Genomic DNA, 19,548 nt, shown 5'->3' on the forward strand with positions numbered 1-19,548 from the left:
GGGGCCCCGGAGGGTGCCGGCCGGTCAGATGTCGGTGAGGCGCAGGCCCGCGTGGGCCTTGTAGCGGCGGTTGATCGAGATGAGGTTGGCGGTCAGCGCCTCGACCTGGTGGGCGTTGCGCAGCCGGCCGCCGTACACGCCCCGCACGCCCGGGATGCGGCCCGCCAGCCCGCGCACGATGTCCGTGGCCTCGCGGTCGTCGCCCAGCACCAGCACGTCCAGGTCGATCTCGGCGACCTCGGGGTCCAGCAGCAGGACGGCCGAGACGTGGTGGAAGGCGGCGACCACCCGGCTGTCGGGCAGGACCGCGGCGGCCTGCTGGGCGGCGCTGCCCTCCTCGACCGGCAGCGCGTACGCGCCCTGCTTGTCGAAGCCGAGCGGGTTGACGCAGTCGATGACGATCTTCCCGGCCAGCTCGGCGCGGAGGGACTCCAGCGTGGAGCGGTGCCCGTCCCAGGGAATGGCCACGATCACCACGTCGGCCTCGGCCGCCACGGCCGCGTTCTCGGCGCCGCGTACCGCGCCGCCGAGGGTGGCCGCCGCCTCCTGGGCGCGCCCGGCGCTGCGCGAGCCGATCAGCACGGTGTGGCCGGCGAGGCCGAACCGCCGGGCCAGGCCCTTGCCCTGGTCCCCGGTGCCGCCCAGGATGCCGATCGAGACGCCGCTCACGTCCGGAACATCGGTCGGGTTGTCAGTGCTCACTCGCCGCTCCTCGTCGTCCCCGGTCATCCGGAGCCGGAGCCCGTCGACCATGTTTCCAGTGTCCATCGCCTTTTCCGATCATCTCAGGATCGCGTTCCCCGGATCACCGCGGGGTCCGTACGGCACCATGGGCACATGGACGCTGGGGCGGTGACACTGCTGCGCGAGATGCTGGCCTCCACCGGCTGGATCGAGCGGACCCGCGAGCTGGGCCTGGCCCTGCGCGCGACGCGTTCGGCCGGGGGGCTGATGGTGGTGGGCACGCCCGCTGAGGAGCCCTGGCACCTGACCGCGCACCTGAGCGACGAGGCCAGGCTCTCCGGGCTGCCGCAGCTGGCCCCGACGCTGGTCCGCTGGGCGCCCGCACCGGACGCGCCGGCCCACCTGCGGATCGGGCTGGACAGGATCGAGCGGGCGCGAAGGGGCGAGACGCTGTTCGTGGTGGCCGAGGAGGCCGCCCCGGAGGCCCTGCTGGAACGGGTGAGCGACGCCCGCAGGACCGGTACGACGATCCTGGCGCTGGACGGCGGCGACGCCGAGCTGGCCGGTCTCGCCCACGACGCGCTGACGATCCCCGAGCGGGCGCCGTTCTCCTTCGACGGCGCCCAGCACCTGGTCAGCATGGCCGCGGGAGAGGTCGGCCGCCGCCCGGGACTGCGCGACCGGCTGGCCGGGCTGCTGGAGCGGGTCAGCGGCCCGCACCTCAACGACTAGGCGGGCCCGGTCCGGGCCCCCGGGTCGCACCGCACGGGTCACGGCCCCGGCCGTGCTCACCGGCCGTGCTCACCGGCGGGGCGGTCAGGACGTCCTCCAGCGGGCCCGGAGGCGTTCCGCCAGGCCCTCGGCCGCCTCCCTGAGCGCCGCGATGACCACGGCCTGCACAGGGTCGGGCTCCCCCGAGCGGGTGCGGCTGAGGCGGGTGACCGCGTCCAACTTCCTGGCTCCCACTCCGGTGATGCCGGTGACGACGACCTCGCCGTCCGGGACGTCGAGCAGGGCCAGCGACGGCACGATCGCCACCCCGTGCCCCGCCGCGACCAGGGCGAGCGTGGGCGGGAACTCCTGGATCGTGTGCACCCGGCGCGGGGTGAACCCGTGCAGGGCGGCGAGCCGCTCCAGGGCCTGGCCGCTGGCGTGGTCGAGCGGCCCGGCGACCCAGGGCACCTCCGCCAGGTCCGGCACCTCCCGGGGGACCTCCGCCCAGCCCGGCGGGGCCACGATCCGGTACTCGTCCACGTACAGGGGGTGGGAGACGATGGCCTGCCGCGCCACGACGGCCTCGTCGGCGTCCTGCTCGGTGAGGGCGAGGTCGACCCCGCCGAGGCGGAGCTCGCTCAGCGCGGGCGGCCCGTACAGCTCCCGGATGCGCGGCGTGATCCGGGGGTGGCGCTCGGCCAGATCGCCGAGCGCGGGCACCAGCAGGTGCCGGATGACCGTGGGGAAGGCGGCGATCGCCACCGGCCCGGCCAGCCGCTCGGTGAAGCGGATCAGCTCCCGTCTGGCCTCGTCCAGCTCCTCCTCGACGCGCTCGGCGTATCCGGCGAGCACCCTGCCCGCGGGGGTGAGGGCGACCCGGCGCTGGGACCTGTCGATGAGGGAGAGCCCGACCTCCCGTTCCAGGAGCGCGAGCTGCTGCGAGACCGCCGAGGCCGTCAGGTGGAGCGCCTCGGCCGCGCGCATGACGCCACCGCGCCGGGCGACCTCGTGGAGCACCCGCAGCCGCCGGGGATCGATTTCCATGTAGCTGAGCTTACGTGGATGGTAAGACAACTTTATTTGACCTTCAGTGACCGGGGCGGAAACCATGGGGGCATGAACCTCTTCCCGTCGGGCGCGTGATCCCGTGCCCCTCTTCATCGACCTGCTCGGCTGGGCCGGAGCCGCCCTGCTGCTGTACGGGTACGCCATGGTCTCGACGTCCAGGATGTCCGGCGACGGCATGCCCTACCAGGTGATCAACCTCACCGGCGCGGTCACCCTCATGATCAACTCGGCCTTTCACGCGGCCTGGCCGTCGGCGGTCCTCAACGTCGTCTGGGGTGCGATCGGCCTCGTCGCCATCGCCAGGATCGCCGGGGCCCGCACCGGACACGGGCAGGTGAGCGTCCCGTGAGCCGGCTGGTCGAGCTGAGCCACCGCATCACCGAGGGCATGATCACCTACCCCGGTGTCCCCGGCCCGCGCCTGGGCGTGCACCTGAGCCGGGAGGCCTCGCGGGAGGTCTACGCGCCGGGCACGGAGTTCCACATCGGCAGCGTCGAGCTGGTCGCCAACACCGGCACCTACCTCGACACCCCCTACCACCGCTACCCCGACGGACCCGACCTGTCGGGGGTGCCGCTGGAGTCGCTCGCCGACCTCCCGGGACTGGTCGTACGGGCCGAGGGGGCTCCCTCGGTGGGCCTCGACCGGTTCGCGGGGCTGGACGTGCGCGGCAGGGCCGTCCTGCTGCACACCGGCTGGGACCGGCACTTCGGCACCGACGCCTACTTCCACGGCCACCCCTACCTCGAACCGGAGGCGGCCAGATGGCTCGCGGAGCGGGGTCCCGCGCTCGTCGGCATCGACAGCCTCAACATCGACGACACCCCGCCCCGCGGTGAACGCCCCGCGCACACGCTGCTGCTCGCGGCGGGCATCCCCATCGTGGAGCACATGACGGGGCTGGCCGCGCTCCCCGGCAGCGGGTTCCGCCTGCACGCCGCGCCACCGCTGCTGGCCGGGATGGGGACCTTCCCCGTACGCGCGTACGCCGTCGTGGACGGCTAGCGGGCGGGCTCAGTCGTCGTCCCCGTCCCACCCCCGGTCGTTCTTCTTCCAGTCCTCGTTCCGCCGGGCCGCGGTCTGCAGCGCGCCGGCCGCGGCCTCGCGGGTCGGGTACGGCCCCATCCGGTCCTTGTTCGGGCACCCCTTGTCGGGTTCGACGGCCTGGTGCGTGAGACAGAACCACCATTGATCGCTCATGCCGCAATCCTGCCCAGCCGGAAGCACAACTAGACTGCTGGACCATGACGACACTGCTCCAGCCCGGGCGGATCTCTCCCCTCCGCAAGGTCCCCTCCCACATCCAGCGGCCGGAGTACGTCGGGAAGAAGACCCCGAAGACCGGGGAGCCCGACGTCAAGACCCCCGAGATCATCGAGCGGATGCGGGTCGCGGGCAGGCTGGCCGCCCAGGCCCTGCAGGAGGTCGGCAGGCACGTGGCCCCCGGGGTCACCACCGACGAGCTCGACCGGATCGGCCACGAGTTCCTCTGCGACCACGGCGCCTACCCCAGCACGCTCGGCTACCGGGGCTATCCCAAGTCGCTCTGCACCTCGATCAACGAGGTGATCTGCCACGGCATCCCGGACGACACCGTGCTGCGCGACGGCGACATCGTCAACGTCGACATCACCGCCTTCATCGGCGGCGTGCACGGCGACACCGACGCCACCTTCCTGGTCGGCGACGTCGACGAGGAGTCGCGCCTGCTGGTCGAGCGCACCCGGGAGGCCACCGACCGGGCGATCAAGGCCATCGCCCCGGGCCGCCGGCTCAACGTGGCCGGCCGGGTGATCGAGGCGTACGCCAAGCGGTTCGGCTACGGCGTGGTCCGCGACTTCACCGGTCACGGCATCGGCACCACGTTCCACTCGGGCCTGATCGTGCCGCACTACGACGACCCGTCGCTGGCGGTCACCCTGGAGCCGGGGATGACGTTCACCATCGAGCCCATGCTGACGCTCGGCACCATCGACTACGACGTCTGGCCCGACGGCTGGACCGCCGTCACCAAGGACCGCAGGCGGACCGCCCAGTTCGAGCACACCATCCTGGTGACCGAGACCGGCCGTGAGATCCTCACGCTTCCCTGAGCCGCAGCGCGGAACCGGCCGCGGGCCGTCGTCCACGGCCCGCCCCGGCCTCGTTCCCGGACCCTATCCCCGGCCCTGCTTCCGGAGGGGAAGCACCCCGGTGACGGTGGTCCCCTCGCCGGGGCTGCCGTTGACGCCGAGCGAGCCGCCGAGCCTGCGGACCTGGGCGCGCATGGCGACGACGCCCCGGCCCCGGGCCTCGCCGAAGAAGCCGACACCGTCGTCGCTGATCGTCATGCGCAGCCCGCCGCGCCCGTGGGTGACGGCGACGGAGACCGTACGGGCGCGGCTGTGCCGCTCGACGTTGGCGAGCGCCTCCTCCAGCACCGCCAGCACGACCTCGGCGAAGGAGGCCGGGACGTCACGGCCGGGCAGCGCCCAGATCTCGACGGCGATCCCGGTGCGCTCGGACCATTCGGTCAGGTATCCCTCAAGGGCCTGGGCCAGACTCCGGCTCCTGTCGTCGCGTACGCGCAGTTCCTCGGACACTGCTCAACCTTCCCATGCACATGGCGATCACCGGCCCCCCGACCGGATGTGACTCGGCGTGGCGCGCGACGACGAAGCGCTGCACCCGCTGCGGTGAGCACGAGCCCCTGTGGGACACCAGGCTACCGGGAGGGACACCGGGAAGGCGGTAAGGGTAGGAGGGCGTAACCGTGGGGCTACCGACCGTTGTCACGCTTGTTGAGTCTGGCCAGGTAGTCGTTGTAGTCGTCGAGCCTGCTGTCCCCGCTGCCACCGGTACGGGCCGCGGCGGCCTCGGCCCGGCGGTCGGCGTGGCGGGCCCCGCGGTCGTCGGCGCGCCACCACTGGAAGGCCAGCGCGAGCAGCACGATGAGCGTCGGGATCTCCCCGAACCCCCAGGCGATGGCCCCGCCGGCCTGCTGGTCGGCCACGGCGCTGGGCCCCCAGGTCCGGCCGAGCTGGTCGTACCACTCCGCGGCCAGCACGGTGGTCATGCTCATCAGCGCGATGCCGAAGAACGCGTGGAACGGCATGGTCACGAACAGCAGGATGAGCCGGGCCACGTGCGGCAGGCGGTGGGGGGCCGGGTCGATGCCGATGATCACCCAGAAGAACAGGGAGCCGCTGAGCAGGAAGTGCACCGTCATCGCGATGTGGCCGAGGTGCTCCTCCATGGCGGCGGCGAACAGCGGCGTGAAGTACAGCGCGTAGGTGGAGACGATGAAGATCGCCGTGGCGATCGCCGGGTGCGAGACGAACCGGACGAACCTGCTGTGCAGGATCGTGGTCAGCCACTCCCTGGGCCCGCGGTCGCCCCGGCGGGCGGCCGGGGAGAGGGCCCGCAGCGCCAGGGTCACGGGCGCGCCGAGCACCAGGAAGATCGGCACCATCATGGAGAGCGTCATGTGCTCGGCCATGTGCGCGCTGAACAGCACCTTGGCGTAGCGGGCGACACCGCTCTGGGTGGCGATCAGCAGGATCAGCACGCCGACGAACCAGGCGGCCGTACGGCCCTTGGGCCAGGGGTCGCCGCGCCGGGCGAGCCGGACGACACCGGCGAGGTAGAGCCCGGCCAGCAGGGCGACGAGCGTGCCGGAGAACAGGTCGAACCACCACAGCGTCGCCAGGTTGACGAGGGAGATCTCCGGGGGCATGGTGTAGCCGAGCAGCTCGAAGGCCCTGTCCACGGGCAGGACGGCGGGCGGTGGCGCGGTACGGGACAGCGCGACGGCCAGCCCGACGGCCGCGAACATGACGACGATCTCACCGGTGGCGAACCGGACGAACGTCCCGGACCCGCCACCGGCCAGCAGCGGCAGGGTCCGCTTCCTGTGCCACCAGCCGATGACCCCGAGCAACGCGAACGCGGCCGTCTTGGCCAGCAGCAGCAGGCCGTACGCGGAGGTGAACAGCTCCGAGGGCGAGGTGAGCCTGGCCAGGACGCTGAACAGGCCGGACAGCCCCACCCCGATGAAGCACCACAGCGCCAGGGCCGAGAAGCGGGTGGCGGCGGTCGCCAGGTGCGGCTGCCGGCGCAGCGCGTGCGCGCAGAGCACGCCGAGGCCGCCCACCCAGAGCGCCAGGACGATCAGGTGCACGGCCACGCCCGTGGTGGCCAGGTCGTGGTTGGGCGAGGAGGAGGAGTGACCGGTCAGCGCGGGCGGGAGCATGGTGACCAGGGCCAGCACGAGCAGGCCGCCGGCCGCGCCCACGGTGATCGCGCCGCGCGCGAAGAGCGCGATGGCGACCGAGAACAGCACCACCAGGGTCAGCGCGATGCCCTGGGAGACCTGGCTGGCGAAGCTGGTGAGCTCGTCGCCGGCGAGCACCTCGGCCACCGGCGCCCCGAGCGCCTCCGAGAGGCTGAACACCATGGTGGCCGCGGCGGCCCCGGCCCAGACCAGGGCCGTCCAGGAGGCGGCCCTGACGTAGGCGAGGGCGGGCCCGCCCAGCAGGCCCTTGTCGCTGGGGAGCAGGATCGCGGCGGCCAGCAGCGTGCCGACGGTGAGCAGGCCGGCCCCGTCCATCGCCAGCTTGGCCAGCGGCAGGCCCCAGCGGGTGAGGGCGCCCTGGTCGGGCAGGCCGGGGATGATCCTGGGGAACGCCGCGCCCCCGGCGATCATCGCGATCACCAGCGCGACCACGGCGGCGCCGGTGCCGGCGAGGACGAGCCGTACGGTCCCGCCGTTCCCGGACGTGGCAGTGTCGTCCGTCTTCGCCGTCTTGGCCGTCTGCGCGGCCCGCGCGGACCCGCTCACGGCCGCTTCTTGCCGCGCATGCTGAAGAACATGCCGATGCCGACGCCGGTCAGGGCGCCGACGACGATCCACATCCAGCCCGGTACGCCTCCCGAGGAGCCGGACTCCTCGGCCGCGGCGGCCGGGGTGACCGGGACCTCCGACGGGGTGGCCGGGGCGCTCGCGGTGGCGCTCTCGGTGGCGCTCTCGGTGGCGGAGCCCGGTCCGGCGCCCGCGGGCGACGACTCCGACGCCTCCGGTGCCTGGGACGGCGAGGACGGCGAGGACGGCGAGGACGCTGCCTGGCCGACGAGGGTGAAGGGGATCTCCCCCTCGATCGGGTGGCCGTCGGAGGAGACGACACGGTAGGCGATCACGTACCGGCCGGGAGGAAGGCCGGCCTTGACCTTCTGGGTCACCACGGCGCCGTCCACGGAGGGCTTGCCGTCCTGGTGGGACGTGTCCCCGGAGCGGACGACGACGTTCGGGAAGCGCACCGAGGCGCTGAAGGTCAGCTTCACCTCCTCCAGGCGCTCGACCTTCGCGTCCTTGGCCGGGCTGCTGCTCTTGAGCCGGTCGTGTGCGAGGGCGGGCGTGGCGAAGGCCGTGCCGAGAACGAGGGCGACGAGGAGCGCGAGGGCGGCCGCGACAGGGGAAGTCTTCATGACACCCCCAGGCTACCGACGCGGCACCGCGGTCTCGACTCCCCTACCCGATCCACGGCTGCGCGCGTCTCCCCTCCGTCCGGCCGTTCCCGGCCCCTCACCCACCCGTCCTTCCCGGCCGGCCGGCCGGGGACACCTCGGCGGGCCTACAGCCCGACGCTGGCCAGTGCCCGCTTGTAGGCGTCGACGCTCCGGACGGGCTCGTCGATGCGCTCCAGGACCTGTGCCGCGGTCAGCCAGGCGTGGGCGGTGTCCCGGGTGACGGGCGAGCGCTCCAGGCACTCGGCCCCGGCCCCCAGCTCCCGCGAGGCCTCCTCCTGCCTGCCCAGCTCGGCGAGGGTCTGGCCGTACAGCAGCCGGGCCTCGGCCTGCATGATCTGCGGCATGCCGTCGAGGAGGTCGCAGACGGCACGCATGCGCTCCGCGGCCGGCTCGGGCCGGGAGAGCAGCAGTTCCACCCGGGCGAGGTTCATCGCGCAGCGCATCTTGTCCATGGGGTTGGCGGAGCTCTCGGCGAGCTCGCCCTCCACCTTCAGCAGCACGTCGCGCCAGGCCTCGGCCTCCATCGGCCGGGCGGTCAGCAGCACCTGGGCGTAGTCGCCGCGCAGGCGGGCCAGCCGGCGCGGGTCGCCGTACTCGGACTGGATGGCCAGGGACCGCTCGACGTGGGCGACGGCCTCCTGGGCCTGCCCGCTCTCGACGGCGACGATCGCGGCGCCCCAGTGCGCCAGGGTGAGCGCCTGCGGGGTGCCGAGGGTCTCGGCCGCGGCCAGCAGCTCGGCCGAGAACTGGCGCGCCCGCAGCAGGTCGCCGCGGCTGACGTAGGCGACGAGGAGCTGGCCGCCCAGCCGCATCAGGCCGTCGTTCCAGGCCGGGCGGACCGCGCCGCCGAGGATCTGCTCGGGGACCTGCACCGCCCGCGCCAGGTCGCCCTTCTCGCGGTGGCAGCGGGAGAGCGCGACGGCGACCGCGACCTGACGCTCGGGGTTCATGACCACCGTGTCGTTCTCGCGCAGTCCGTCGAGCAGGACGATCGCCTCGTCCAGGTCGCCACAGGCCTCGGTCGCCAGGGCCAGGCCGTACTCGGCGTCCTGGCGGAGCTGCGGCAGACCCGCCAGGCCGCCGTCGGCGAGGAGCTCCGCGTAGCGGGTGCGGGCCTCGACGACCTCGCCGTTCTCCATGGCCAGCTTCGCGTAGCCGAGCGCGAGCTCGATCTCCTGCATCTGCTCGGCCGTGACCCCGTTCACCAGATAGGTGAGCGAGCAGTCGAGTTTCTCGGCAAGAAGCTCCAACACGGCGGGGGTCGGAGTACGCTTGCCACTCTCGATGAGAGAGACGTAGCTATCCGACAGTTCCGGGTGAGCGAGCTGCGCCTGGGAAAGACCACGTTGCCGACGGACGGTCTTGATGCGTTGACCGACTAAGTCTTGACCAGTCACGTTACCCCTTGAAAGATAGTGTTGAGCAGCAGAACCCACGACAGGAGTCTCCCCGTGCGCCGACGTCTTACCTTGTCCCTGTCTGCCCTCGCCATGCTATTTGCGGCTGCTTTTGCCGTCTCTGGCAATGCTACGACCGTGAGCGCTGATTCGTCTGCCCCTCAGAACGACACCTCCAACTATTCTTTGCCCTTGAACGCCATGGGCGAGCTGGGCTGGAATGGCCCCGACTAATCGGCGACTCAGTTCACCGGTAGGGCCGGAAGTCCGACCGGAACCGGATCCGCTTCCGCGACGGGCTTCCAGACGCTGAGTCACCACCTCCGGTGAACCCGGCGTCGTCCACCCCGGCTTCCGCACCCGGGGTCCGGTACGGATGTCCCCGAGGCCAGGTCTTCGCAGACCTGGCCTTTCGCTTGTCGCGAACACGACCGTCCGCCGCCTGGCCGATCCGGCGCTTCAGTGATCTTCTCCGGCCCTTTTCCGTTCCTCGCGGGGCATCTCGGGCCCTTTTCGTTCCCGGGGGCCGCCTCCGGCCGCTTTTCGTTCGCCGGGCGCCGCCTTCGGCGCGGCTTCGGGCCGCCGTGCCTGCCCGTGCCTGCCCGTGCCGATCGCGTCAATCGTCCCGGGAGGCCTGCGGCCCGGAGCGTCTCACTGCTCGCAGACCACGCCGTCCCCGTCCACGTCGATGTACCAGTCGTACTGCTTGTGGACGCCGCGCGTGTACGGGCCGTACCCGTCGGCGGTCGCCTGCTTGCAGGTGGCGTACCGGGGATCGCCGCCCCCGCCGGCAGGGGCGGACGACGTGGTGGTCCGGGGGGAGGGGTTCGTCGCGGGCGGGTCGGTGGCGCCCTGACCGGTCCCGCTCCGGTCGGTCCCGCCCTGATCGGTCCCGACCGGGTTGGCGGCCGGATCGGTCGCCGGATCGGTCACCGGGTTCGTGGCCGGATCGGCCGGGTTCGTGGCCGGAGTGGTGGGCGCCTGCCGGCCGGGTGACGGACCCGCGGAGGGATCGGTGGACGGGGTGAAGACCGACCCGGTCGGCTGGGGGGCCGGCGCCGACTGCGTCCCGGCGGGGCGGGAACCGATCAGCCGGACGACCATCGCGTCCGCCTGCTCCTTGGTGAAGGCCCCGGCGATGCTCAGGCTGTCGTCGGTGATCGCCTGGGCCACCCGGGGAGCGGCCACCACCTTCTCCCCCACCACGATCGCGATCTGCTGCCTGACCGGGTCGTCCTCGTTGACCGCCTCCTCGGTCAGGGCGTTGATCTGGTCGCGGAAGGCGGGGGCGAACGCGATCCTGACCGAGTAGCCGCCGCTCTTCTCCTGGACGGCCTCGATCTTGCGTACCGCGTTCACGGTGATCCCCGCGGCGACCGTGTAGCAGTTCTGCCCGAGGTCGTCGGGGTAGGTCTCCGGAACCGTGCAGGCACCGGCCTTCACCTCGGTCACCGGCGCGAAGTGGATGGGGACCGCCAGCCGGCTGGGCGGAGGGGCGCCGAGCGGCATGTCGGGGTTGCGGGTCATGAGCACCGCGATGGTGCCGAGAACGCCGGTGATCAGTACGACCACGACCAGGGCCGCCACCAGGATCACGGTGGTGGCCCGGCTCGCCCGCGGCACCACCGGGACCGCGACCGGGGGTTTGCCGCCCCCCGGCACGCCCGCCCCGGGCACGTTCGTCCCCGGCGTACCCGCCCCGGGCACACCCGCCCCTGGCACACCTGCGGCCCCGGGCACACCGGGCTCGGGGATGCCCGCAGGTCCGGGCACACCGGGCCTGGGGAGACCGGCGGGTCCGGGGGGACCTGCGGCCCCGGATGCGGGGGCGGCTCCGGGAAGACCGGCGTCGGGCGCGTCCATCCCGAAGCCGCCCACCCGCGTCGTAGCCTCTCCCGGATCGTCCGGTTCCCGGCCACCGGGTCCCGGCCGCCCGGCCCGCGTCCCGGCGTGTCCCGGGTCGCCGTATCCGGAGTGGCCGTATCCAGGGTCGCCGTGATCCGGACGGCCAGGCTCGTCATGATCCGGACGGCCCGGAGAGCCGTAATCCGGAGCACCGGACTCCGAACCGCCGTACTCCGGACGGCCCGGAGAGCCGTACTCCGGAGTGCCGGAGTCACGGCCGGGAACGTCCCGGACGCCGGAGGGCTCCTCACCGGATCCGCCGGTGCCACGGGCATGGCGTCCGGGCGACGCGCCGGGACGCGGCGGCGGCGTGAAAGCGTCATAGGTGTCGGACGTGAAGATGGCCTGAAGGCCGGGTGGGAGGGCACCGGGGAAACCGGGCACGAAGACGCCACGGGCACCCGGCGGCGTGAAGGCGTCGCGGGAACCGGGCGCGGGTTCCCGGGAGCCCTCGAACGGGTCGTCGGGACCGGCTAGAGGCCCCTGCGGTCCGGGCGGCGTCCCACCCTGCCCCGCGTGCATCCCCATCGTCACGTCCCCGCGTTCCTCACAGCCGTTCGCGTCCGTTCGCGGCGAGCCTACCGATCGGCGCGAGAAGCCGGTAACCCTCTAGGTCAGGACATGTGGCGAACGGCGGGTCATGCTCCCGGCCGGGACACGTCCGGGGTCCCCGCGGGCGGCGGAACGGGCCCCCGCGTCCCCGCCCCGCCCGACCGTCCCCCCTCGCCCCGTCGTCCCCTCGCCGGAACGTCGCCGATATGTCACCGGCACGTCACCGGCGCCTCGCCGACCTGCACGTTCGCCCCGTCCGCGCGTGATCGCCCCCTTTCGGGGAACGCACAGGGGAACGCACACCGCGGACGAGGACACGCGCCCACCCTGGAGGAGCCGTGAGAATCTCAGTTCCCCGCGAGGTCAAGAACCATGAGTACCGCGTGGCCCTGACGCCCGCCGGAGCGCACGAGTTCGCCCGGCACGGCCATCGGGTCTTCGTCGAGAAGGGCGCCGGGCTGGGATCCTCCATCCCCGACGCCGACTTCCGGAACGTGGGCGCGACCATCGTGGACTCCGCCGACGACGTGTGGGCCGAGGGGGACCTGGTCCTGAAGGTCAAGGAACCGGTCCCCGAGGAGTACCACCGGATGCGCAAGGGCCAGGTGCTCTTCACCTACCTGCACCTGGCCGCCTCCCGGGCGTGCACGCTGGCCATGCTCGAGTCCGGTGTCACCGGTGTCGCGTACGAGACCGTGCAGAGTCCCGGGGGGTTCCTGCCGCTGCTGGCCCCGATGTCGGAGGTGGCCGGGCGGCTCGCCCCGCAGGTGGGGGCGTACCACCTGATGCGCCAGGGGGGCGGGCGGGGCGTGCTGATGGGCGGGGTCCCGGGGGTGCGCGCGGCCTCCGTGGTGGTGATCGGCGCCGGGGTGTCCGGCATGAACGCCGCGGTCATCGCGCTGGGCATGCAGGCGGAGGTGCTGCTGCTGGACCGCGACATCGACCGGCTGCGCCAGGCGGACGTGATCTACAAGGGCCACTGCAAGACCGTCGCGTCCAACGCGTACGAGATCGAGCGGGCGGTGCTGGACGCGGACCTGGTGATCGGCGCGGTGCTGATACCGGGCGCGCGGGCGCCCAAGCTGGTGAGCAACGAGCTGGTCTCCCGGATGAAGCCGGGCTCGGTGCTGGTGGACATCTCCATCGACCAGGGCGGCTGCTTCGAGGACTCCCGCCCCACCACCCACGACGACCCGACGTACCGGGTGCACGGGTCGGTGTTCTACTGCGTGGCCAACATGCCGGGCGCGGTGCCGCACACCTCGACCCACGCGCTGACCAACGTGACCGTCCCCTACGCGCTGGCGATCGCCGACCGGGGCTGGCGGGAGGCCCTGCGCGCCGATCCGGCGCTGGGGGCGGGCCTGAACACCCACGAGGGGCACCTGACCAACCAGCCCGTGGCCGAGGCCCACGGGCTGGAGGCGGTGCTCACGGAGGACGTGCTGCGCGGCTAGGGTCCCTCCCGCCCGCGCCACCGGCGAAGGGCGCCGCGGACGGGAACGGAACCGGTCTCAGGGGCCGACGGGGTCCCGGCGCGCGCGCCACTTGTCGAGCAGGAGCGGGATCTCCTCATGGCAGAAGGCCATGAAGTCCCGCATCTCCGCCAGGGTGCGGCCGGGACGGGTGTCGGGGCCGCCGATCGCCACCAGGCCCTCCTCGATGGCCTCCACGACCAGCTGAAGGCGGTTGCCCTTGGTGAGGGTCGCCTCCCACCACGTGTCGTCGCTGATGCCGTAGAGATCGCGCCGCGACCCCGGCACCGGCACCCGGTGGATCATGCCGATGGTCGTCAGATGGCGTACGGCACCCGAGATGGCGCCGGAGCTGGCGTCGAGCCGCTCGGACAGGTCGGCCGCGCTGAGCGCGTCCTCCTCGGCGGTCATCACGGTCAGCAGCACCCTGGCGGCCATGGGCGGGAAGTTCCACTCGGCCATCTGGCGGCTCATCCGCTCCACGAACTGACGCACGGCTTCTTCGTCTCTCATCGGTCCTCCTCGGTCGGGCGTCAGGGGTTCGCACGAACTACTTTCATTTATCTCTGAAACTTCTGTATGTTCTGAAGAGTGAACAACATCATCTCCGTGTCCGGCCTGACGAAGCGCTTCGGCCGGACGCGCGCGCTGGACGGCCTGGACCTCGACGTCCGGGCAGGCCAGGTGCACGGCTTCCTGGGCCCGAACGGGGCGGGCAAGTCGACCACCATTCGCATCCTGCTCGGCCTGTTGCGGGCCGACGCAGGCACGGTCCGCCTGCTGGGCGGCGACCCCTGGAAGGACGCCGTCGAGCTCCACCGCCGTCTGGCGTACGTGCCGGGCGACGTCACCCTATGGCCCAACCTGTCCGGTGGCGAGGTCATCGACCTGCTCGGCCGGTTGCGCGGCGGCCTCGACAGGGCGCGCAAGAAGGACCTGATCGAGCGCTTCGAGCTGGACCCGCGCAAGAAGGGGCGCGCCTACTCCAAGGGCAACCGGCAGAAGGTCGCCCTGGTCGCCGCGCTCGCCTCGGACGTGGAGCTCCTGCTGCTGGACGAGCCCACCTCCGGGCTGGACCCGCTGATGGAGGCGGTCTTCACCGACTACATCGGCGAGGTCCGCGCGCAGGGACGCACGGTGCTGCTGTCCAGCCACATCCTGGCCGAGGTGGAGAAGCTCTGCGACCGGGTGAGCATCGTCCGCGACGGCCGCACGGTCGAGACCGGCACCCTGGGCGAGCTGCGCCACCTGACCCGCACCTCCGTCACCGCCGAGCTGGCCGCCCCGCCCGGCGGCCTCACCGGCCTCACCGGCCTCACCGGCGTCCACGGGCTCCGCGTCAGCGGCGACCGGGTGACCTTCGAGGTCGACGCCGACGGCCTGGACGAGGCGCTGCGGCAGCTGTCGGCCCTCGGGGTGCGCTCGCTCACCAGCCGCCCGCCGACGCTGGAGGAGCTCTTCCTGCGTCACTACCAGGCCGAGCCGGTCCGATGACCGGCACCTGGTCCCTGGTCCGGCTGATCCTGCGCCGCGACAGGTTCCTCCTCCCGCCGTGGGTGCTGGTGATCGCCGTGCTGCCGATCGTCCAGACCTCCGGCATCGCGGAGCTGTACACCGACGAGGCCGCCCTGCGCCGGTTCGCCGCCTCGATGGGCTCCGCCCCGGCCTTCTCCGCCCTGTACGGGCCGGTCCTGCACTGGAACGCCGCCGCCATGGGCGTGTGGCGGGCGGGCTTCACCCCGGTCGTGCTGGCGCTGGCCGTGATCCTGACCGTGGTGAGGCACACCCGGGCGGAGGAGGAGACGGGCCGCCGCGAGCTGCTGGGCGCCACCGTGCTGGGACGCCGGGCCGCCCTGTCGGCGGCGCTGATCGTGGCCGGGACGGCCTGCCTGGCCGTCGGGCTGATCGTCACCCTCTCCTTCGGCGCCCACCCCGCCCCGGGCGCGCTCGCCACGGGGCTGGGCTACGCCTGCGTCGGCATGGTGTTCGCGGCGGTGGCCGCCGTGGCCGCGCAGCTCACCGAGAGCGCGGGCGGCGCCAGGGCGATCGCGATCTCGGTGCTCGGCCTGGCGTTCGCCCTGCGGATGGCGGGCGACACCGGCGGCACCGGCTGGCTGTCGTGGTCCTCCCCCATCGCCTGGGGTCAGCGGATGCGCCCGTTCGCGGGGGAGGAATGGTGGCCGCTGGGCCTGTTCGCCGCGCTGGTGATCACGCTCTGCGCGCTCTCCTACGCGCTGGCCGGGCGCAGGGACCTCGGGGCGGGCCTGCTGCCTCCCCGCCTGGGACCCGCCGACGCCGCCCCCGGTCTCGCCACCCCCCTGGCGCTGGCCTGGCGCCTGCACCGGGGATCGCTGGCCGGCTGGAGCGCGGCCGTCGCCTTCGGCGGCGCCGTGGTGGGCGCCACGGCCCAGGCCGCCTCCGGCGCGCTCGGGCAGAACAGGCAGGCGCTGGAGATGCTGGCCAGGCTCGGCGGCGGCGCCGGGGTGGGCCAGGCCCTCATCGCGAGCGTGGTGAGCGTCCTGGGCATCGCCGTCTCGGGCTACGCGATCCAGGCCGCGTCGCGGATGCGTACCGAGGAGACGCTCATGCGGGCCGAGCCGCTGCTGTGCGCCGCGGTGAGCAGGCGGAGGTGGACGGCGAGCCACCTGGTGTTCGCGTTCGGAGGCCCGGTCGTGGTCCTGGCCGTCCTGGGGCTGTCGGCCGGGATCGCCTACGGGGTCGCCACCGGCGATCCGGGCGCCCACGTGTCCGAGGTGCTGGGGGCCGCGCTGGTCCAGCTGCCCGCGGTGTGGACGCTGAGCGCGCTGGTGGTGGCCCTGTTCGGGCTGCTGCCCAGGCTGCTCCCCCTGGCCTGGGCGGTGCTGGCGGCGTTCCTGGTGTTCGGGCAGGTCGGCGCACTGCTGGACCTGCCGGGGGCGCTCGTGGGCCTGTCCCCCTTCAGCCACCTGCCCCGCCTGCCCGGCGGGGAGGTGACGGCGACGCCGTTGATCACGCTGGTGGCGATCGCGGCGGCGCTGACGGTCGCCGGCCTGTACGGCTTCCGCCGCCGCGACATCGGCTGACGGCCCCCGCGTTCCCCGGGCCCGCACCGGATCAGGGCACGGGCCGGAGCGAGGGTCCGAGCACGGGCCCGAACACGGGCCCGAGCGCGGGTCCGGCCCCGGATCCAGGCGCGGATCCGGGGCCGGGCGGGCCTGCGCCGGTCAGGGAGCCGGGCTGGCGCTGGGCGCGGGGGTCGCCTCACCGGTGGCCGCCGGGCTCTGGCCGGGCGTCGCGGTCGGTGCGGACGACGGGGCGGTCGCCGGGATGGGCGCCTCGGCGGTGGTGGTGCCCACGCCCCCGCTGCAGGACGCGCCGAGCTCGGGGGTGTCCGGCCCGTTCTTGTACTTGGTGATGAACTTGGGCAGGCGCGGGTCGTCGGCCCCGTTCAGCTTGAGCTGCTTGTTCCAGGAGCTGGCCACCACCTTGGCGGGCAGGCCCGGGTAGGGGCTGAGCAGCATGTAGTCCTTGGATGCCAGCTCCCTGAGGGTGTCCACCTCGGCCTTGGGCAGGTCGGGCCGGTAGGTGATCCACACGGCGCCGTGCTCCATGGAGTGGACGGCGTTCTCGTTGTTGATCGGCTGGTCGTAGATGCCGCAGTTCTGCCAGGCCGAGCTGTGCTCCCCGCCCATCGGCGGGGTCTCCTTGTACGAGACCTTGCTCTCGACGTGGAGGCTGCCCGGATACTTGGCGCTCGTGACCGCGTCCAGCGACGTCCTCGAACGCTCGTTGATCAGGTAGAAGGCGACGATCCCGACGAGCAGAACGATGACGAGACCGCCGCCACCCCACATCAGGAGCGAGGTCCTGCGTTCCTTGCGCTTCTGCTCCTCACGCATCCGGTTGAGGTGCTCGCGCCTCGCCTGCGCCTTTTCCTTGGTCATCGACCCTCCAGCCGGCAAACAACTTTTGTCACCCTATGCCCTAGTGGCGTATGTGGAGAATAAGGGTCTGACAACGTGCGACACAGCAGTGATTCCTGACAGTGGGTACGCTGAGGAGATAATGGAAACCGCGGTTCACGATGGTGCAAAGCCCAAGCGACGGCCGGCGCTCGGCGCGCTGCTCGGCTGCCTGCTGGTGGCGGCCGTCCTGCTGCTCGTCATGGGGAGAACGGCCACCCCGACCGACGCCTCACCGGAGGCGGGTTTCGCCCGCGACATGTCCGTCCACCACGCCCAGGCCGTCGAGATGTCCTTCATCGCCAGGGACGGGAGCAGGGACGAGGCGCTGCGGCGGCTGGCGTACGACATCATCGTCACGCAGACGGCACAGCGCGGGATCTTCACCGGCTGGCTGCAGCAGTGGGGGCTCAACCAGTCGGGCGAGCGGCCCGCCATGGCGTGGATGGCCGGCCACGGCGGCCACGGCGGCACCGGTGGCGGCGGTGGTGGCGGTGGCGGCGCTGTAACGCCGGGCGCCCCGGCCACGATGCCCGGTATGGCCTCGCAGGACGAGCTCACGAGGCTCCGCGCGGCCACCGGAAAGGACCAGGAGGTGCTCTTCCTGCAGCTCATGATCCGCCACCACGAGGGCGGCGTGCAGATGGGCCGGGGCCTGCTGAAACTGTCCGACCGCGACGAGGTGGCCACCATGGCACGGCACATCGTCAACGGTCAGACAGGCGAGATCGAGTTGATGACCGACATGTTGCGGCAGCGCGGCGCCCAGCGCCTGCCTTCCATCCTTTAGTGGCGTCGGCGCGTCCGTGTGCGGCCGGTTCCCGGCCAGGGCAGCATGGAGCCAACCTGGCCGGAGGAATGAGAATGGTGAACGACGAGCCGGAGAACCGGCTGGAGGTGAGCATCTCCGCCGAGGTGGAAATGGGGCAGTACGCCAACTTCGCCTCTGTGTGGCACACCCAGGATGGCTTCGTCCTGGACTTCGCGGTGATCACCCGGCCGCCCCAGCTGGCCAACGACCCCTCCTCCGGAGAGCACTTCGTGAGCGTGCCGACCCGGATCGTCAGCCGGATCCGCATCCCCCCGAGCCAGGTGTTCGAGCTGATGAAGGCCCTCGAACAGCAGCTCACCGCCTACGAGCACGAGACCGGCCACAAGAACTGAGCGCCCGGCCCGGGTCCGGGCCGGGCGCCCGGGTGATGCCCTGAGGCGGAAGGCGGCCCCGGCCGCGCGGGCTCACGCCGGGGAGAGGCGCATCTCCTCCGCCACGGCGGCGGCGAACGCGTCCACGTCGGCCTCGGTGGTGTCGAACGCGGTCATCCAGCGGACCTCGCCGGTGGCCTCGTTCCAGGTGTAGAAGCGGAAACGCTTCTGCAGGCGCTCGGTCACGTCCCCGGGCAGGATCGCGAAGACCGCGTTGGCCTGCACCGGGCGCGGGATCCGCACGCCGGGCACGTCCCGCACGGCCTCGGCCAGCCGGAGCGCCATGGCGTTGGCGTTGCGGGCGTTGCGCAGCCACAGGTCGCCCGCGAGCAGGGCCTCGAACTGCACCGAGACGAACCGCATCTTGGAGGCGAGCTGCATGGCGCTCTTGCGCAGGTAGCGCAGGCCCCGGACGGCGCCGGGATCGAGCACCACCACGGCCTCGCCGAACATCAAACCCGCCTTGGTGCCGCCGAAGGAGAGCACGTCCACCCCCGCGTCGGTGGTGAACGCGCGCAGCGGCACGCCGAGCGCGGCCGCGGCGTTGGTGGCGCGGGCGCCGTCGAGGTGGACGACCATGCCCAGGCCGTGGGCGTGGTCGCAGATCGCCCTGATCTCCTCGGGCGTGTAGAGCGTGCCCAGCTCGGTGGTCTGGGTGATCGACACGACCTTGGGCTGGGCCCGGTGCTCGTCCCCGAATCCCCACGCCTGCCTGTCGATCAGCTCCGGGGTGAGCCTGCCGTCCGGGGTGGCGACCGGCAGCAGCTTCAGCCCGGCCGACCGCTCGGGGGCACCGCCCTCGTCGGTGTGGATGTGCGCCGACTCCGCACAGATCACCGCCTCCCAGTGGGCGGTCATCGAGCGGAGCGCGACCACGTTGGCGCCGGTGCCGTTGAACATCGGCCAGACCTCGGCGGCCGGGCCGAAGTGCCCGCGGAAGACGTCCTGCAGCGCGGCGGTGTAGACGTCGTCGCCGTAGGCGGTCTGGTGGCCCCCGTTGGCGAGCGCGATCGCCTGGAGGATCTCCGGGTGGACCCCGGCGTAGTTGTCGCTGGCGAAGCCCTTCACCAGCGGGTCGTGCCTGCGGACGGCGTCCGTCATGGG

The 19,548-nt window shown here is 72.6% G+C and carries 20 protein-coding genes; 9 read left to right on the forward strand and 11 right to left on the reverse strand.

All coding sequences use genetic code 11. From position 1 onward, the window contains the following. Positions 1 to 24: 24 nt before the first annotated feature. On the reverse strand, positions 25 to 702 hold the full coding sequence (npdG, locus tag ACIBCT_RS28060) for an NADPH-dependent F420 reductase (protein WP_399193526.1): 678 nt from the start codon (positions 700 to 702) through the stop codon (positions 25 to 27). A 135-nt stretch (positions 703 to 837) separates the two neighbouring features. Between npdG and ACIBCT_RS28065 the strand changes: the two genes are divergently transcribed. Further along, entirely contained in the window at positions 838 to 1,416 is a 579-nt protein-coding gene (locus ACIBCT_RS28065; RefSeq protein WP_399193528.1) for a hypothetical protein, read from the forward strand. Between the two features lie 84 nt (positions 1,417 to 1,500). On the opposite strand, the gene ACIBCT_RS28070 is transcribed toward ACIBCT_RS28065, so the two are convergent. Beyond that, positions 1,501 to 2,442, reverse strand: coding sequence for a LysR family transcriptional regulator (locus ACIBCT_RS28070; protein WP_399193530.1), 942 nt, complete (start codon positions 2,440 to 2,442; stop codon positions 1,501 to 1,503). A gap of 103 nt (positions 2,443 to 2,545) precedes the next feature. On the opposite strand from ACIBCT_RS28070, the gene ACIBCT_RS28075 reads away from it, so the two are divergent. Both ACIBCT_RS28075 and ACIBCT_RS28080 read left to right on the forward strand, forming a co-directional pair. Continuing rightward, positions 2,546 to 2,815: a hypothetical protein gene (locus ACIBCT_RS28075; protein WP_399193532.1), complete on the forward strand. Its 270-nt coding sequence runs from the start codon at positions 2,546 to 2,548 to the stop codon at positions 2,813 to 2,815. Next, positions 2,812 to 3,471, forward strand: coding sequence for a cyclase family protein (locus ACIBCT_RS28080; protein ID WP_399193534.1), 660 nt, complete (start codon positions 2,812 to 2,814; stop codon positions 3,469 to 3,471). The genes ACIBCT_RS28075 and ACIBCT_RS28080 overlap by 4 nt, the downstream gene beginning before the upstream one ends. Before the next feature lie 9 nt (positions 3,472 to 3,480). Here ACIBCT_RS28080 and ACIBCT_RS28085 read toward each other — a convergent pair whose 3' ends face one another. Beyond that, complete coding sequence (locus ACIBCT_RS28085) at positions 3,481 to 3,666, reverse strand: hypothetical protein (protein ID WP_344886632.1); 186 nt, start codon at positions 3,664 to 3,666, stop codon at positions 3,481 to 3,483. Between the two features lie 44 nt (positions 3,667 to 3,710). Here ACIBCT_RS28085 and map point away from each other — a divergent pair, with 44 nt between their 5' ends. After that, the gene (map, locus tag ACIBCT_RS28090; RefSeq protein ID WP_399193536.1) at positions 3,711 to 4,559 is read left to right on the forward strand and encodes a type I methionyl aminopeptidase; all 849 of its coding nucleotides are present in this window, start codon (positions 3,711 to 3,713) and stop codon (positions 4,557 to 4,559) included. Positions 4,560 to 4,622: 63 nt separating this feature from the next. On the opposite strand, the gene ACIBCT_RS28095 is transcribed toward map, so the two are convergent. The 5 genes from ACIBCT_RS28095 to ACIBCT_RS28115 form a co-directional block, all read right to left on the reverse strand. Further along, entirely contained in the window at positions 4,623 to 5,048 is a 426-nt protein-coding gene (locus ACIBCT_RS28095; RefSeq protein WP_399193538.1) for a sensor histidine kinase, read from the reverse strand. A 176-nt stretch (positions 5,049 to 5,224) separates the two neighbouring features. Beyond that, positions 5,225 to 7,285 carry a cytochrome c oxidase assembly protein gene (locus ACIBCT_RS28100; RefSeq protein WP_399193540.1) on the reverse strand — a complete coding sequence of 687 codons (2,061 nt, stop codon included), beginning with the start codon at positions 7,283 to 7,285 and terminating at the stop codon, positions 5,225 to 5,227. Continuing rightward, positions 7,282 to 7,929, reverse strand: coding sequence for a copper resistance protein CopC (locus ACIBCT_RS28105; protein ID WP_399193542.1), 648 nt, complete (start codon positions 7,927 to 7,929; stop codon positions 7,282 to 7,284). Before ACIBCT_RS28105 ends, ACIBCT_RS28100 begins: the two co-directional genes overlap by 4 nt. A gap of 146 nt (positions 7,930 to 8,075) precedes the next feature. Next, positions 8,076 to 9,407 carry a helix-turn-helix domain-containing protein gene (locus ACIBCT_RS28110; RefSeq protein ID WP_399193544.1) on the reverse strand — a complete coding sequence of 444 codons (1,332 nt, stop codon included), beginning with the start codon at positions 9,405 to 9,407 and terminating at the stop codon, positions 8,076 to 8,078. Positions 9,408 to 10,019: 612 nt separating this feature from the next. Further along, positions 10,020 to 11,075, reverse strand: coding sequence for an excalibur calcium-binding domain-containing protein (locus ACIBCT_RS28115; RefSeq protein ID WP_399193546.1), 1,056 nt, complete (start codon positions 11,073 to 11,075; stop codon positions 10,020 to 10,022). Between the two features lie 1,088 nt (positions 11,076 to 12,163). Here ACIBCT_RS28115 and ald point away from each other — a divergent pair. Then, complete coding sequence (gene ald, locus ACIBCT_RS28120; RefSeq protein ID WP_399193548.1) at positions 12,164 to 13,282, forward strand: alanine dehydrogenase; 1,119 nt, start codon at positions 12,164 to 12,166, stop codon at positions 13,280 to 13,282. A gap of 57 nt (positions 13,283 to 13,339) precedes the next feature. Here the strand turns inward: ald and ACIBCT_RS28125 are convergent, their stop codons facing one another. Beyond that, complete coding sequence (locus ACIBCT_RS28125) at positions 13,340 to 13,813, reverse strand: GbsR/MarR family transcriptional regulator (RefSeq protein ID WP_399193550.1); 474 nt, start codon at positions 13,811 to 13,813, stop codon at positions 13,340 to 13,342. Positions 13,814 to 13,891: 78 nt separating this feature from the next. Between ACIBCT_RS28125 and ACIBCT_RS28130 the strand changes: the two genes are divergently transcribed. Both ACIBCT_RS28130 and ACIBCT_RS28135 read left to right on the forward strand, forming a co-directional pair. Continuing rightward, entirely contained in the window at positions 13,892 to 14,794 is a 903-nt protein-coding gene (locus ACIBCT_RS28130) for an ATP-binding cassette domain-containing protein (protein ID WP_399193552.1), read from the forward strand. Further along, positions 14,791 to 16,362 carry an ABC transporter permease gene (locus tag ACIBCT_RS28135; protein ID WP_399193554.1) on the forward strand — a complete coding sequence of 524 codons (1,572 nt, stop codon included), beginning with the start codon at positions 14,791 to 14,793 and terminating at the stop codon, positions 16,360 to 16,362. The genes ACIBCT_RS28130 and ACIBCT_RS28135 overlap by 4 nt, the downstream gene beginning before the upstream one ends. 141 nt (positions 16,363 to 16,503) lie before the next feature. Here ACIBCT_RS28135 and ACIBCT_RS28140 read toward each other — a convergent pair whose 3' ends face one another. Further along, a complete protein-coding gene (locus tag ACIBCT_RS28140; RefSeq protein WP_399193556.1) occupies positions 16,504 to 17,223 on the reverse strand; it encodes a DUF3105 domain-containing protein in 720 nt (239 codons plus the stop codon). Between the two features lie 121 nt (positions 17,224 to 17,344). On the opposite strand from ACIBCT_RS28140, the gene ACIBCT_RS28145 reads away from it, so the two are divergent. Further along, on the forward strand, positions 17,345 to 18,031 hold the full coding sequence (locus ACIBCT_RS28145) for a DUF305 domain-containing protein (protein WP_399193558.1): 687 nt from the start codon (positions 17,345 to 17,347) through the stop codon (positions 18,029 to 18,031). Positions 18,032 to 18,105: 74 nt separating this feature from the next. After that, positions 18,106 to 18,405, forward strand: coding sequence for a DUF3467 domain-containing protein (locus ACIBCT_RS28150; RefSeq protein ID WP_344886609.1), 300 nt, complete (start codon positions 18,106 to 18,108; stop codon positions 18,403 to 18,405). A gap of 72 nt (positions 18,406 to 18,477) precedes the next feature. Here the strand turns inward: ACIBCT_RS28150 and ACIBCT_RS28155 are convergent, their stop codons facing one another. Beyond that, positions 18,478 to 19,545, reverse strand: coding sequence for a threonine aldolase family protein (locus ACIBCT_RS28155; protein WP_399193560.1), 1,068 nt, complete (start codon positions 19,543 to 19,545; stop codon positions 18,478 to 18,480). Positions 19,546 to 19,548 lie beyond the last annotated feature (3 nt).

The sequence above is a fragment of the Streptosporangium sp. NPDC050855 genome, assembly GCF_044456585.1.
GTDB lineage: Bacteria > Actinomycetota > Actinomycetes > Streptosporangiales > Streptosporangiaceae > Streptosporangium > Streptosporangium longisporum.